General features: G+C 35.0%; 15 protein-coding genes. 12 read left to right on the plus strand and 3 right to left on the minus strand.

Annotation, left to right across the window (positions count from 1 at the left end; translation table 11 throughout):
• Nucleotides 1–1,658: 1,658 nt before the first annotated feature.
• Together ACQ76T_RS06400 and ACQ76T_RS06405 are read right to left on the minus strand one after the other, a co-directional pair.
• Nucleotides 1,659–1,838: a DUF2158 domain-containing protein gene (locus ACQ76T_RS06400; RefSeq protein WP_431342491.1), complete on the minus strand. Its 180-nt coding sequence runs from the start codon at nucleotides 1,836–1,838 to the stop codon at nucleotides 1,659–1,661.
• Between the two features lie 177 nt (nucleotides 1,839–2,015).
• Nucleotides 2,016–2,696, minus strand: a complete 681-nt coding sequence (locus ACQ76T_RS06405; RefSeq protein WP_431342492.1) for a hypothetical protein — start codon at nucleotides 2,694–2,696, stop codon at nucleotides 2,016–2,018.
• 467 nt (nucleotides 2,697–3,163) lie between these two features.
• On the opposite strand from ACQ76T_RS06405, the gene ACQ76T_RS06410 reads away from it, so the two are divergent.
• Complete coding sequence (locus tag ACQ76T_RS06410) at nucleotides 3,164–3,532, plus strand: hypothetical protein (RefSeq protein WP_431342493.1); 369 nt, start codon at nucleotides 3,164–3,166, stop codon at nucleotides 3,530–3,532.
• 37 nt (nucleotides 3,533–3,569) lie between these two features.
• Here the strand turns inward: ACQ76T_RS06410 and ACQ76T_RS06415 are convergent, their stop codons facing one another.
• Nucleotides 3,570–4,262 (minus strand): hypothetical protein, encoded by a 693-nt coding sequence (locus ACQ76T_RS06415; protein WP_431342494.1) that lies wholly within the window; start codon nucleotides 4,260–4,262, stop codon nucleotides 3,570–3,572.
• Nucleotides 4,263–4,358: 96 nt separating this feature from the next.
• Between ACQ76T_RS06415 and ACQ76T_RS06420 the strand changes: the two genes are divergently transcribed.
• The 11 genes from ACQ76T_RS06420 (at nucleotide 4,359) to hisD (ending at nucleotide 13,970) form a co-directional block, all read left to right on the plus strand.
• Nucleotides 4,359–4,931, plus strand: coding sequence for a C40 family peptidase (locus ACQ76T_RS06420; protein ID WP_431342495.1), 573 nt, complete (start codon nucleotides 4,359–4,361; stop codon nucleotides 4,929–4,931).
• Between the two features lie 14 nt (nucleotides 4,932–4,945).
• Nucleotides 4,946–5,275 (plus strand): LytR/AlgR family response regulator transcription factor, encoded by a 330-nt coding sequence (locus ACQ76T_RS06425; RefSeq protein WP_431342496.1) that lies wholly within the window; start codon nucleotides 4,946–4,948, stop codon nucleotides 5,273–5,275.
• A 109-nt stretch (nucleotides 5,276–5,384) separates the two neighbouring features.
• On the plus strand, nucleotides 5,385–5,756 hold the full coding sequence (locus ACQ76T_RS06430) for a DUF2255 family protein (protein ID WP_431342497.1): 372 nt from the start codon (nucleotides 5,385–5,387) through the stop codon (nucleotides 5,754–5,756).
• Between the two features lie 235 nt (nucleotides 5,757–5,991).
• Nucleotides 5,992–6,603 carry a methyltransferase family protein gene (locus ACQ76T_RS06435; protein ID WP_431342498.1) on the plus strand — a complete coding sequence of 204 codons (612 nt, stop codon included), beginning with the start codon at nucleotides 5,992–5,994 and terminating at the stop codon, nucleotides 6,601–6,603.
• A gap of 83 nt (nucleotides 6,604–6,686) precedes the next feature.
• Nucleotides 6,687–7,499 (plus strand): 2,3,4,5-tetrahydropyridine-2,6-dicarboxylate N-succinyltransferase, encoded by an 813-nt coding sequence (locus tag ACQ76T_RS06440; RefSeq protein ID WP_422692281.1) that lies wholly within the window; start codon nucleotides 6,687–6,689, stop codon nucleotides 7,497–7,499.
• A 28-nt stretch (nucleotides 7,500–7,527) separates the two neighbouring features.
• On the plus strand, nucleotides 7,528–8,697 hold the full coding sequence (locus ACQ76T_RS06445; protein ID WP_431342499.1) for a glycosyltransferase family 87 protein: 1,170 nt from the start codon (nucleotides 7,528–7,530) through the stop codon (nucleotides 8,695–8,697).
• A gap of 5 nt (nucleotides 8,698–8,702) precedes the next feature.
• Nucleotides 8,703–9,632 carry a glycosyltransferase family 2 protein gene (locus ACQ76T_RS06450; protein ID WP_431342500.1) on the plus strand — a complete coding sequence of 310 codons (930 nt, stop codon included), beginning with the start codon at nucleotides 8,703–8,705 and terminating at the stop codon, nucleotides 9,630–9,632.
• Nucleotide 9,633: 1 nt separating this feature from the next.
• The gene (locus tag ACQ76T_RS06455) at nucleotides 9,634–10,410 is read left to right on the plus strand and encodes a polysaccharide deacetylase family protein (protein WP_431342501.1); all 777 of its coding nucleotides are present in this window, start codon (nucleotides 9,634–9,636) and stop codon (nucleotides 10,408–10,410) included.
• Nucleotides 10,411–10,468: 58 nt separating this feature from the next.
• Nucleotides 10,469–11,566, plus strand: a complete 1,098-nt coding sequence (locus tag ACQ76T_RS06460) for a glycosyltransferase family 4 protein (protein ID WP_431342502.1) — start codon at nucleotides 10,469–10,471, stop codon at nucleotides 11,564–11,566.
• Between the two features lie 246 nt (nucleotides 11,567–11,812).
• On the plus strand, nucleotides 11,813–12,670 hold the full coding sequence (gene hisG / locus ACQ76T_RS06465) for an ATP phosphoribosyltransferase (RefSeq protein WP_431342503.1): 858 nt from the start codon (nucleotides 11,813–11,815) through the stop codon (nucleotides 12,668–12,670).
• Between the two features lie 25 nt (nucleotides 12,671–12,695).
• Nucleotides 12,696–13,970, plus strand: coding sequence for a histidinol dehydrogenase (gene hisD / locus ACQ76T_RS06470; protein ID WP_431342504.1), 1,275 nt, complete (start codon nucleotides 12,696–12,698; stop codon nucleotides 13,968–13,970).
• Nucleotides 13,971–14,084 lie beyond the last annotated feature (114 nt).

Raw genomic sequence — 14,084 nt, forward strand, 5'->3', positions numbered from 1 at the left:
GCTTATAATTTTTGTTTAGTTTTAATCAATCGAACCAAATCATCTATAAAAGTGTTTGAAGATACGCTCGTCTTGGTCACTTGACAGGATTAATACTTTTCACAAAAAACATTTGTTCTAAAGTTCTAAATTCAAAAAATACTTCAATAGTATATTTTGGTATATTTGTATATTAAACTAAAGTGTTCTTTGGATTATAGTTAAAGACTTTTGCAGATTATAAAGTAGTCTGGAAAGATAGAGGATCGAACCGCAAGTAGCGCGATAGATTGTGGCTAATTCAATGGCAATAAAAATACTAAACCTATTTAAAAACCACAAAATCAATTACTTATTACTACAGGTCTCGAATCCCTTCCTTTCCGCAAATGCGCTTTGAAGACGTTTAAATGAAGGTTTTTTATAAAGTGTGGCAAAATCGTGGCAAACAAAGCCTCAACCACTGAAAAACCTGATAAATATACAGAAGAAACGGAAAAGTTCGAATCCCGTATTCTCCACAACGGCAAACCACGCCAATAAAGGGTTTGCCGTTTTTATTTTCTCCTTTAGTTGTATTAATCGTGTACCAAATAATTAATACAATGTATATTCAAAAATCAAGTGCCGAACGGATGTAGCTATACTGATCTGTTCATTTATCCGAATCCGGAAAAGATTTCCAGTAAGAAAATTCTTTCAGAAAAAGACATTTTAGAAAAAAAATCACCATTAAAGATCCTTTCAAACTTTTTATCGGGAAAAAAAAAGAAAGTGAGAAAGCTGCCCTTGACACGGTTAGAACTTAAGAGGATTGAAGACTTTATTTTTGATTCAGACAGACTGGATGTAATAAGAAGAAATATTTATCTTTCAATATTACACTGGACCCACATACAGTGATGTTTACCAACTTAAGCGGGAAGACATCAAAGATGGTAACGATGGAGGGTTATGGATTATGAGTAGCTGGCAGAAATCACAATATCAAACTGACATTCCCCTTCTGGCAAAGGTTGTTGAAATTATGGCAAAATATAAAAACGATCGGATCTGTATACAACGAAAGAATGTTCTGCCTGTTTTGTAATCTTCAACCAAAAGAAAAACTGATAAATATACAGAAGAAATGGGGAAGTTTGAACTGTATTCTCCACTACGGTAAACCTCTTGAAATAAGGGGGATCGTTTTTTTTCTTCTAATTGTATACAAAATAACTAATGAGGTATTATTTCCACACTTACTATAAAATCGTCTACACTTACTAATTGATTCTTGATTAATTTTTAATAACAGTGTAATTTCACATCCTAATCAAAAATAAATCATTATGAAAAAATTATCAAGAAATACCTTAAAATCAGTTAGTGGCGGATTTTCGTGTACCTGTGGAACAAGATACATTGGTGAATTTGGATCCATAGAATCCTGCGTTTTTGCATGTAGTGTGATTATTAAAGCACCAACATACCCAGTAGTACATTAATTTACAAAGGCCGTTAATTCGGTCTTTTTTTTTAAAATGGGTAAGGTTACTCTTACCATTCAAATCTTAAACATTGTAAGAATGATCATGAATCATAGAGAAATCGGTAGGAAGACTTGCTAAATATATTGTTGATACAGACAGTAAAAATATAGGTGTAATTCACAAAAAAAGCCCTGATAAAGGGCTTTATTACTTTTCTCTGTCATATTTTACCAGTGTATCTTTATGGAAGTGGCCAATCTGTAAGAGTTCCTGTGAAAACCATACACATTCATAGTAGCCGTTACCTTTTACAGAAGTATCATTAATGGTCATTATTGTTCTTGCATCTGATTTTAAATAAACTGTATCTCCAATTTTTAAGTCCATGTGATTTGATTTTGAAAGTTAACTCAAATATAGCAAAATAGACCGCTATTTCCTTTTTATTTCTTCTCTTTTTAAACACCTTTTATAATATTAACCTGCAAATTCATAAGGTCTATATAAAACAAACCCGCCGTACTTAAGAGTTGCAGCGGGATATATGAAATCAGATCGTTTTTATTATTGCGTTCTGGAGCGGGCGATATTGATAAGGTAAACAAGATGAGCGTACATGCTTCTTTTTACTGATTCTACTTTTATATCTCCGGTTGTCTGGTTGATAGTTGTAGTGATATCGGTATTGCACTGTCCGCCAAAGCTCCCACTTCCTAAATAGTTAGCGAGATTAGTGGTATAGGTAATTCTAGGATAATCCGGTGACGTTTGGTTACCTGTAGAAGTGGCAGAAACCAATCCTTTATTGTCTACATATCGTGCTGTCCAGGTACCTGAAAACTGGCCGTTACTTGTGTTGATCAACTGACCTATAACCACTTGAGTATCCACGGGGTTTGTAAATCCGGCACAAGAAGTGTAGTGGTTCAGAGTAACTGTACAGGAAGAGGCATTGTCTGTAGGTTGAAAACATTTTCCCTCATATATCGTAAATCTTTGTTCAGCAGATGACATTGAGGTGTTGAGCAGAGCTTTCGGTGCAAAAATTTCTTCTGGAGAAATTAAGGTCAAAACTCCCTGAGCATTAGCCGCTACAATTTTATTATCAGGGTTTGAAAGTGCTCTTACCCTTACCAACCCGTTAACATCTAAAGTTTGAGTAGGAGAGGTGGTGTTAATTCCTACTTGTGCGTTTATACTTCCACAAAATGCCAGTAAGGACAGTGCAAATGTCTTTGTTTTCATGTTATAATTTGAATAAGTTTATTTTTTTCACTAAGGTAAGAAATATCTTGTAAATGGGAATAATAATTTGTTTTAAAATTGATTTGAGTAATATTATAATTAAAAATATTTTATTATAGTAAAATTTAAATTAAAACGAATGGAAAAAGGCGGTAGAAGTATTTGGAAGAAAAGCCATTATATCCATTCTGAGAATAAGTGTACTTTTTCCATCAAATTTTCAAAATAACTCAAAATTTCCACATCTTAAATTTGTTTGAAAAATATTTGTATTTTAGCCGGAAAATGTTGTTTTTTAATAAACATATTGACCACTAATTAAAATTCAGACAATTTGAAGAAAAAATTAGTAGATTTGCACGGAACAAAAAAAATAATAAATATTAAATACTATTCTTTGTGATCCATTTTTCAGGAATGAAAACAGAGAATAAAGGGAATTTTTAGGTTATAAAACTACTGAAACTATGAAGAAATTTTTTTTACTTTTTTTAATGACGTTTTTATTTATCGGTTGCAGCTCCAATGATGATACCATTTATGATTATGTAGGAAAATGGTCTGGTACATATGACGGAAGTGATAAGGGAGTCTGGAACATTGTAGTAGACACCAATGGTAAAGTGGTGGGAACAATGCATTCCGATGTAAATCAAGAAAACTATAATATTTCCGGAAATTTAAGTGAAACAGGAGATCTTAATGCCTCAGTAGGACTTCCTTCAGAAGGAGACTTCAAAGGAAAACTGGGAATAGATAAAAAAGGAAGCGGAAACTGGTCCAACTCAATTCCAACGCCTTCGAGATCAGGTTCATGGAAAGGAGGAAAAGAATAAAACAAAAAGTCTGCAGATCACTGCAGACTTTTTTATTTTACACAAACCCCATACAGATAACTACGTCATTTTCACTTTTCAGCGCTAGAAAATAAAGAAGAACATCATCTTCAGAAAAAGGGTTCTTTACATCTATTTTTTGTGGTGGATTCAGAACGGTTTCTTCTGCCAATTCGGTAGTATAATTTTCAGCATCCAATTTTAAGGTTAACACGACAACTTTATGTGCAGTATAGCTTTCTTTCAGATGTAATGTTTGATTTTCAATGAGAGTATCTGAGGATATATTCTTTACTTCTCCAAACTGAAATGCTCTTAAAAGTTTTTTCCCTTCCGGAGTTTTCAATCCGTTTTTTACATTTCTTTTTCCTCTTTCAGAAATGATATCCAGATCTTTTATTTCGGTCATTACCTTGGCGAACTTCTGGTAGAGTAGGGGATCCCCCGCATTTTTGATATACATGTCAAGACTTTTTCTAATCGCTTTTCCAATTTTAGAACAATGCCCGAACTCCGAACTGTTCTGGCGTACCTTTTCATAAGAAGGATTTTTCTTAAAAGCGGTTTTATTAAATCCGCTTTTCTTCCGAACCACATTCTTCCCGTTCAGATTATAAAATACAAGGTCGCCCACAGTTCCTGTGATCTTGATTATGCTTTCATAAGTTGCCATATCTTCAAAATAGAAATCAAAGATACCAATAAATAATGAAAAATAAAATTTTAACATATATTTATAATATAGTTGTAGTATAGTTATAGTATAATTAAAATATATAATGTATATTTGTTGTGGTTTTGTTAATTAATTATAAATCAGAAGAGTATGGGAACGGAATTATTTCAACAAAAAAAGAAAATAAAGCAGATTGTTGTTGTACTGGCAGCTTCTGTTTTTGTAGTTTCCTGCGGGTCGTCCAAAAGCGCTTCCGCAAGTAAAAGTTCGAATACGAAGAACGTAGCAAGATCTGAAAACCTCAGAAAACTGGATTCAAGATTTGATGGTAAGGTATCCAGATCCATCAACGATATCTTGAAGGATGCTGAAAAATACATTGGAACACCCTATAAATTTGGGGGAAATACCTCTTCTGGATTTGATTGTTCTGGTTTTACAGTAAAAGTATTTGAAGAAAATGATTTCAACCTTCCCCGAAGATCTTCTGATCAGGCTGATGCAGGAAAAAACATTGATATCAAAGAAGTGAAACCTGGAGATTTATTATTTTTTGCAACCGCTGGAGGAAGCAGAGTTTCTCATGTGGGAATTGTTCACGATATTGGTCCGGACGGTGAAGTGAAATTTATTCATGCGTCTACTTCAAAAGGCGTTATTATTTCGTCTCTGAACGAAAAATACTGGAACAAGGCCTATCTTCATGCTCAAAGAGTACTGTAAGACATCTTCTCAAAATGATAGAAAACCGGACATTTGCGTTTATTAAAACAGATAAAAAGCTGATTAAGCTTTTCTATCATGATATTGCAGTTATCAAGGGACTGGGAAACTATGTGGAAATTTATACCAAAGATCATAAAAAGTACATTTATTACAAAACACTCAAAGATCTCATTGAAAGTCTGCCGGACGAGTTTATGCGTGTTCATAACTCCTACATCGTCAATCTTGCCAATATAGAGTCTTTTGAAGATAATCACTTGATCTGTGGCGAATTGAGAATTGCCGTTGCCAAAAGTTATAAAGAATGCTTACTGGAGGCCTTGGGTAAAATGATGCTTTAAAAGATAAAGTACATCAAAAAAGTATTCAGTTACATTCCATTTTCGACCTCCTAAATAAATAAATTTTTATTCATGTTTTCATGTTTTAGTTTTACTGAAAATTTAAATAATGAATAAAGAAACGGCATTATATTACATTCAAAACAATACGATTATTGGAATAAAAGCAGGAAATGAAAGACAAGAATTCCTGGAAATATGGATGGTTGTCATCCAAAACCGAATATTCGCGCGATCCTGGGGACTGGCCGAAAGAAGCTGGTACAATGTTTTTTTAGAAAATCCGGAAGGAAAAATTCAATGCGGGGAAAATAGATATTCTATACAAGCTATTGTCCCGGAAGATATTGCAGAACTTACTGAAGAAATTAATCAGGCTTATTTGAAGAAATATAATAGTGATCATAATACTCCCTATTCAAAAGAGATTATTCGTGAAAAACATATTGCCAGGACGATAGAGTTTGTTATTTTGGAGTAAAAGGATTTGAAAATCTGCGTCATCTTGTCAGTCTGTGAGATTAAAGTAATAATGGACTTTGGCTAAAACTTATATAATTATCTTCTTAAACCACCCCGTCAAAAATTCTTTGAATTTTCGCCACCCCTCCGGAGGAGGGGAATTTTTACGTTTCCAATGGTAACTTCTCTGTAAGTTGTCATTGCAATAGCATTGCATCGCGAAACTTAGGAAATTTGCTCAAAACTATTATCATATGGCAGATTTCATCCAATTATTTATTCCTATATACTTTATATGTTTCTTTTTTATTTCCTTTGTTGGGATCAGTTATAAAGTCGCCAGACAGATTGGGAAAAGTCCAAATGTTCTTCCAAGAGACGGTTCGGCATACGCGCTTGTAGGAAGCTACTTCAAGCTAATCTTACTTGCCCTTTTTGTCTATACAATGCTGATATTATTTCTTCCGGAGTACATATTTACAATGTTTAAAATCAATTTTTTAGAGATTTGTGCTCTTCAGTATGCAGGTGTTGTTTTAATGATTGTTGCTTTAATATGGGTTATTATAGCTCAACAGCAAATGAAGGATTCATGGCGAATCGGGATCGATAGTACGACAAAAACAGAGCTGGTAACGCATGGATTATTCAGAATTTCAAGAAATCCCATATTCCTGGGAATGACTATCAGTCTTGTTGGTTTTTTTCTTGCTTTTCCAACCGTCATTGCTCTTTCTTTTCTTTTGATAGGAAGTATGTTGATGCAAATTCAGATAAGGCTTGAAGAAGAGTATTTGCTGAAAGAATATGGGCAAAATTATCTGGCGTATAAAAAGAAGGTAAGACGCATATTAAACCTTTATTAAAACCATAATGTTAAAAACTGTTTTGCTGAACTTTTTTGTATCTTTGGCCGGTATAATTTTTCAAACTAATTTAAATAAGAAACATGTCGTTACAACAAACTATTGAAAATATTTGGGATAATAGAGATCTATTACAAAATGAAGACAGCCAGAAGGCGATCAGAGAGGTTATTTCTTTAGTTGATAAAGGTGAACTTCGTACTGCTGAACCTACAGAAAACGGATGGCAGGTAAATGAATGGGTGAAAAAAGCAGTAGTAATGTATTTCCCGATCCAAAAAATGGAAACTATTGAAGTAGGTCCGTTTGAATTTCATGACAAAATGCCTTTGAAAAGAAACTATGCTGAAAAAGGTGTTAGAGTTGTACCCCATGCGGTGGCGAGAGAAGGAGCTTATATTGCTCCGGGAGTAATTATGATGCCATCTTACGTAAATATAGGTGCTTATGTAGATTCTGGAACAATGGTAGATACTTGGGCTACAGTAGGAAGCTGTGCACAGATTGGTAAAAATGTTCACCTAAGTGGTGGTGTAGGTATCGGAGGTGTATTGGAACCATTACAGGCTGCTCCGGTTATCATTGAAGATGATTGCTTTATCGGTTCAAGATGTATTGTTGTAGAAGGAGTTCACGTAGAGAAAGAAGCCGTATTGGGTGCGAACGTAGTGCTTACCGCTTCTACAAAAATTATCGATGTTACAGGAGATACTCCCATTGAAATCAAAGGAAGAGTACCTGCACGTTCAGTGGTAATCCCTGGAAGCTATACTAAACAGTATCCTGCAGGAGAATATCAGGTTCCTTGTGCATTGATCATTGGTCAAAGAAAAGAATCTACAGATAAGAAGACGTCTCTGAATGATGCATTGAGAGATAATAATGTAGCTGTTTAAGATTATATTTTAAACTAATTTACACATCTTGAAAGAAAAATTTCTTAAAATACTTTTAAACCCTAAATATATATTTGGGGTTTATCTTATTATATCGGTTGTTACAGCAATTTCCAAATACTTGAGAGGAGATTATGCGATTAATAATTATCTGATTTTTAAAAACGTATTCCTGAATACAATCCATCAGAAAAACCTATTCATCCATTATCCGGACCTCTATTTTGATTTAAATCATTACGGAGTCTTTTTCAGCGTATTAATTGCTCCTTTTGCCATGATGCCTGACTGGTTGGGAATCTCTCTCTGGAATATTGCCAATACATTCATCTTCATCTACGGAATTTACAAGCTTCCTTTTTCCGATGCTAAAAAAGCGATTTTCGGATTGCTTTGCCTTCAGGAATATATTACGGCAGCTTTAAGCTTGCAGTTTAATGTGGCATTAACAGGGCTTTTACTACTATCTGCAGTATATATTTACGAAAGAAAAGAAGTAAAATCGGTTACAGCAATATTGGTAGGTGTGTTTGTGAAAATCTATGGAATTGTAGGACTTACCCAGTTTTTCTTCATTAAAAACAAAACCAAATTTATTCTTTCAGGAATTGGAATTGCCATTTTATTCTTTGTACTTCCTATGGCTTATTCAAGCCCTGGCTTTGTCATTCAGTGCTACTCAGACTGGTTTCAGTCTATTGTAGAGAAGAACAATGAAAATCAGGTCTTGGGTAATATGCAGGATATTTCCTTAATGGGCTTTGTAAGAAGAATTTTGGGAGATGCATCTATTTCCAATCTGGTATTTCTGGCATTCGGATTACCGCTGTTTGCATTGCCCTATATCAGGATAAAGCAGTATAAGCATTATGCTTTCCAATTGATGATCCTTGCTTCCACATTGCTGTTTCTGGTTCTTTTCAGTTCCAGTTCAGAATCTCCAACATACATTATTGCTGTGGTGGGAGTTTTATTATGGTTTTTCCTTCAAAAAGAAAGAACACCGCTTATTATCGGATTGCTTGTTTTTGTGATTATTTTCACATGCTTTTCAACTTCCGACTTATTCCCGAAATTTGTAAAAGAGAATTATATTATTAAATATTCATTAAAAGCAGTACCTTGTATTGTAATCTGGTTGAGAGTAACTTATGAGCTTTTAACAAAAGATTTTGAGAAAAATTACAGCCTGAACTAGTACACATGAAGAAAATTTCAATTGTAATTCCTGCCTATAACGAAGAAGGAAACGTTGCTATGATCCATCAGAAAATAAAAGAGGTTTTTGAGGGTCTGCACAACTATGACTTTGAAATCATATTTGTAAATGATGGCAGCCGTGACAATACACAACAAAAATTAGAAGAACTTTCCCGTCAGTATAACGAAGTCAAATTCATTGAATTTTCAAGAAACTTTGGACATCAACCAGCCGTAAAAGCAGGAATGGACAGCGCGAACGGAAATGCCGTAATTTCTATGGACGGTGATCTTCAGCATCCACCAGAACTTATTCCGGAAATGATCCAGAAGTGGGAAGAAGGATATGATATTGTTTTTACCGTAAGAACCTATCCTAAAGAAATTTCGTATTTTAAAAGAAAAACCTCGGACCTTTTCTATAAACTTCTATCAAGTTTGTCAGATGTTAATTTAACCAAAGGTGGTGGATCAGATTTTAGGCTCATGGATGCCAACGCTGTTGAAGTGATGAGATCCTTTAATGAAGACGATCTTTTCCTGAGAGGGCTGACGAGTTGGATGGGCTTCAAACAAGCAGGAATAGATTTTAAAGCCAATGAAAGACTATCCGGACAAAGCAGTTATAATCTTAAAAAGATGTTTACCTTTGCCTTCACAGGAATTACAGCTTTTAGTGTAAAACCCCTTTATTTAGCAGCTTATTTAGGATTTCTGTTCTCCGCTATTTCAGTTATTGGCTATGGAGCATATGTTTTGCATTCCTTCATCGCGGGAACCGAGATATCCGGTTGGGCGTCACTGATTATGACCATTGTTTTCTTTGGAGGACTTCAATTGATCATCCTCGGAATCATGGGGATTTATTTAGGTAAAATATTTAAACAGGTGAAAGACAGACCTAATTATATTATTAAAAACAAAAATTTTTAGAATGGTTTTATTGAGTTTTGATATTGAAGAATTTGATATGCCATTAGAATATAAGGGTGAAATTCCCTTTGAAAAGCAAATTTCAATTTCACAGACAGGATTAGAGAGAATTCTTGACATCCTTAAAAAACATAGTGCCAAAGCTACTTTCTTTTCCACAGTTGTTTTTGCAGAAAACAGCAAATATCTCATTGAAAGATTATTGAATGAGGGGCACGAACTGGCTTCTCATACTTGGTTTCACTCAGAATTTGAAAACAGACACCTAAAAGAGTCACGTGAGAAACTGGAAGAATTATTTTCAACAAAAGTAACAGGATTAAGAATGCCGAGAATGATGCCTGTTGACCACAAAGAAGTGGAAAAAGCAGGATATTCTTACAATTCTTCTATCAACCCGACCTTTTTACCGGGAAGATATAATAATTTGAAAGTATCCAGAACCTACTATAAAGAAGGAAATGTAACACAGGTTCCGGCCTCTGTATCACCCAATTTCAGGATTCCTCTATTTTGGCTGAGTTTTCATAACTTTCCTCTTTCAGTGTATAAGAAACTGGCGTCAGATGTCCTTAAAAAGGATCAATACCTGAATATTTATTTCCATCCCTGGGAATTTGCGGAAATTAAAGATGAAGCCTTTAAACTTCCTGGTTTTACAGTGAAAAATTCAGGAAAAGACATGGTAGAAAGATTCGGTTCATTTGTTGGATGGCTTAAAGAAAAAGGACACACCTTTGGAACATTTCAGGAATTTCAGAAACAGATAGAACGTTGATGCTATTCGTTACATTTCAGTGTAAATAATTATCAACGATATAAAAAAATAAAAAAACATGAAAATTGCCTTCGACGCAAAACGTTTTTTCCATAATACGTCCGGCCTGGGCAACTATTCAAGAGATCTTGTAAGAATACTCTCACAATACGAACCGGACAACGACTATTTTTTATTAAATAAAAATAAATCCGAACGCGGAAAAGATATTCTTGAGCGTCCGAATGTTCAGTTTGTAGCCACTTCAAAAGGGAAATTTTCCCGTCAGCTTAAAATGGGAAAAGATGCTCAGACACTTGGAGCTGATATTTTTCATGGCTTATCCGGTGAATTACCTTTACAATGGGACCAGAAAAAGATCAGAAAAACGGTTACCATTCATGATCTGATCTTTGTAAGATATCCACAGTATTATTCTTTTTTCGATCGTAAAATCCATTTTTGGAAATTTAAAAAAGCGGCAGACATGGCAGATAAAATCATTGCTATTTCAGAGCAGACAAAAAGAGATATTGTACAGTTTTTGAAAGTTCCGGAATCTAAAATTGAAGTGATCTACCAGGGATGTCATCATGCCTTTAAAGAGCAGCAGTCTCAGGAATTAACAGAAAAAACAATACAGAAATATAATCTTCCGAAAAGATTTATTTTGAATGTAGGAACCATAGAAGACCGTAAAAACCTGTTGAATGTAGTGAAAGCCATTGACGGAAACGAGATTCCTTTGGTTGTGGTGGGAAGAAAGACCAACTATTATCAGAAAATTGCCAGTTTCCTCAAAAAAAACAAAATGGAGAAACAGGTTCTTTTTCTGGAAGGCGTTTCCATGGATGAACTGGCTGTTATCTATAAACTGGCTGATATTTTTGTGTATCCAAGTTTCTTCGAAGGTTTCGGAATCCCCGTGATAGAAGCTCTTTTCTCAAAAACTGTTGTGGTAACAAGCAATACAAGCTGTCTGCCGGAAGCAGGAGGGAAAGACTCCGTTTATATTGATCCCAACAATGAATTGGATATAAGAGCCAAAATAAAATTTCTGTGGGAAAATGAATCCGAAAGAAAACGCCGTGAGGAAAAGGGTTTCGAGTTTGTTCAGAAGTTTAATGACGAACCGATTGCGAAAGAACTGATGAGTTTTTATCAAAAATTAATCTAAAAAAACTTTGCAATTTAAAAATAAGTCCTACATTTGCATCATAATTCAATGCAATGAAACCAACTATTTTAGCATTACATCATTATTATCATCATCTCTGTTAGGCGGAATTGATTGATATAAGTTTGTGCTAAAATCAAAAATAATTAAAACCGTCTGAGTAAATAGGCGGTTTTTTTGTTTCCTGAATTCACCTCAGAAATATTCTAGATCAGTTTTTATTTACTCGGACCCAAAAAAGGCGAAATGAGTAAATTAAAAATTGCGATTCAAAAAAGCGGCCGGCTTTACGAAGAATCCCTACAGCTTCTCAAAGATTGCGGAATATTCGTCAATAACGGAAAAGACCAGCTTAAAGTTTCCGTAGACAATTTCCCAATGGAAATTATGTACCTGCGAAATTCAGACATCCCACAATACCTGGAAGATGGAGTGGTGGATATTGCTATTGTCGGCGAGAATCTTTTGATTGAAAAACAAAAGAATATCCAGATCGTGCAGAAGCTTGGTTTTTCAAAATGCAGAGTATCCATAGCGGTTCCAAAAGAAATAGAAACCGATGATCCCGCTTACTTTCAGGGAAAAAAAATTGCGACTTCTTATCCCAATACCCTTAGAAATTTTTTAAAAAAAGCAGGAATTACTTCTGATATTCACATTATTTCCGGTTCTGTAGAAATCGCTCCCAATATTGGTTTGGCAGATGGGATCTGTGATATTGTAAGCTCGGGAAGTACTTTATTCAAAAACGGATTGAGAGAAACGGTTACCTTGCTGAAATCTGAAGCTGTTCTGGCAAAAACGCCTCAATTATCTACCGAAAAAACAGCCATTCTTGAAAAATTTCTCTTCAGAATCAAAGCCGTTTTAAAAGCGAAAAAATCAAAATATATTCTGATGAATGTTCCTAATGATAAGATTAAGAAAGTAGCTGAAGTTCTTCCTGTTCTGAAAAGCCCGACAGTCATTCCATTGGCAGAAGAAGGTTGGAGCAGCATTCATTCCGTCATCGATGAAGAACGCTTTTGGGATGTTATTGACGAGCTTAAAGACAACGGAGCTCAGGATATTTTAATCATTCCAATTGATAAAATGGTCATCTGAAAATATAAATTATACTAAATATACAATGAACACCTATAAATATCCTACAAAAGATACCTGGAAAGAACTGGTGAAGCGCCCTGTTCTTGAACAGCAGGAAATTTCAGATCTTATCAGAGACATCTTTAATGAGGTGGAGAAAAACGGAGATCAGGCCCTAATCGAATTTAATAGAAAATTTGACAAAGCTGAAACAGAAAATATCGCTGTAACATCCGAAGAAATTGAAAGTGCTGAAAATCATATTGAAGAAGAGTTAAAAAAAGCCATTCAGCAGGCCAAAGAGAATATTTCAAAATTTCACCAATCACAAAAAGCGGAAATTGAGAAAATTGAAACAATAAAAGGAGTTGTTTGCTGGAGAGAAAACCGTGCGGTGGAAAAAGTCGGAATTTACATTCCCGGAGGTACTGCTCCTCTGTTTTCAACCGTACTGATGCTTGCTGTTCCCGCCAATCTCGCAGGATGTAAAGAAATAATACTTTGTACACCACCGGATAAGGAAGGTAATATCAATCCTGCTGTTTTGTATACCGCAAAACTTTGTGGAATTACTCAGATATTCAAAACAGGAGGTGCTCAGGCTATTGCTGCTATGACATTAGGAACTGAAACCGTTCCTGAAGTATACAAAATTTTCGGTCCGGGAAACCAATTTGTAGTAGCTGCAAAAGAATATGCACAACGGTATGGGGTTGCGATCGATATGCCGGCGGGGCCCAGTGAAGTTCTTGTCATTGCAGATGAAAATGCAGTCCCTGAATTTTGCGCTGCAGATCTTCTTTCCCAGGCAGAACATGGAGGTGATAGCCAGGTTGTTTTTGTGACAACAGATCTTAAAGTTTTTGATGAGACAATCAGTGCTGTTGAACAACAAATCAGAGATTTACCAAGAAATAGAATGGCTGGATTAGCATTGGAAAACAGTTCGTTTATAGTAATCAATTCTCTGGAGGAAGCGTTGGAGTTCAGTAATCAATACGCTCCTGAACACCTTATTTTAGCGGTAACCGATTTTGAGAAATATATTCCTATGGTTCAGAATGCAGGTTCTGTGTTCCTTGGAAATTACTCCTGCGAAAGTGCCGGAGACTACGCGAGCGGTACCAATCACACACTTCCGACCAACGCATATGCAAAGAATTACAGCGGAGTGTCTCTGGACAGTTTTGTAAAGAAAATAACCTTCCAGCATCTGTCTAAAGAAGGGCTTCAGAATTTAGGAAAAACAATAGAGCTTATGGCAGAAGCAGAAGGCTTGCTTGCTCACAAAAATGCAGTATCAATAAGATTAAAATAAGTAAAGGTTGGAAAACGCAAAGACATAAAACAATATTGTAAAATACATTTTTTAATACGAAAGGAATTGATATCCAATAAAATTGAAATCCATTTAACTTGCTGAAAATCTAAG

The organism is Chryseobacterium sp. JK1 (genome assembly GCF_050632815.1).
GTDB lineage: Bacteria > Bacteroidota > Bacteroidia > Flavobacteriales > Weeksellaceae > Chryseobacterium.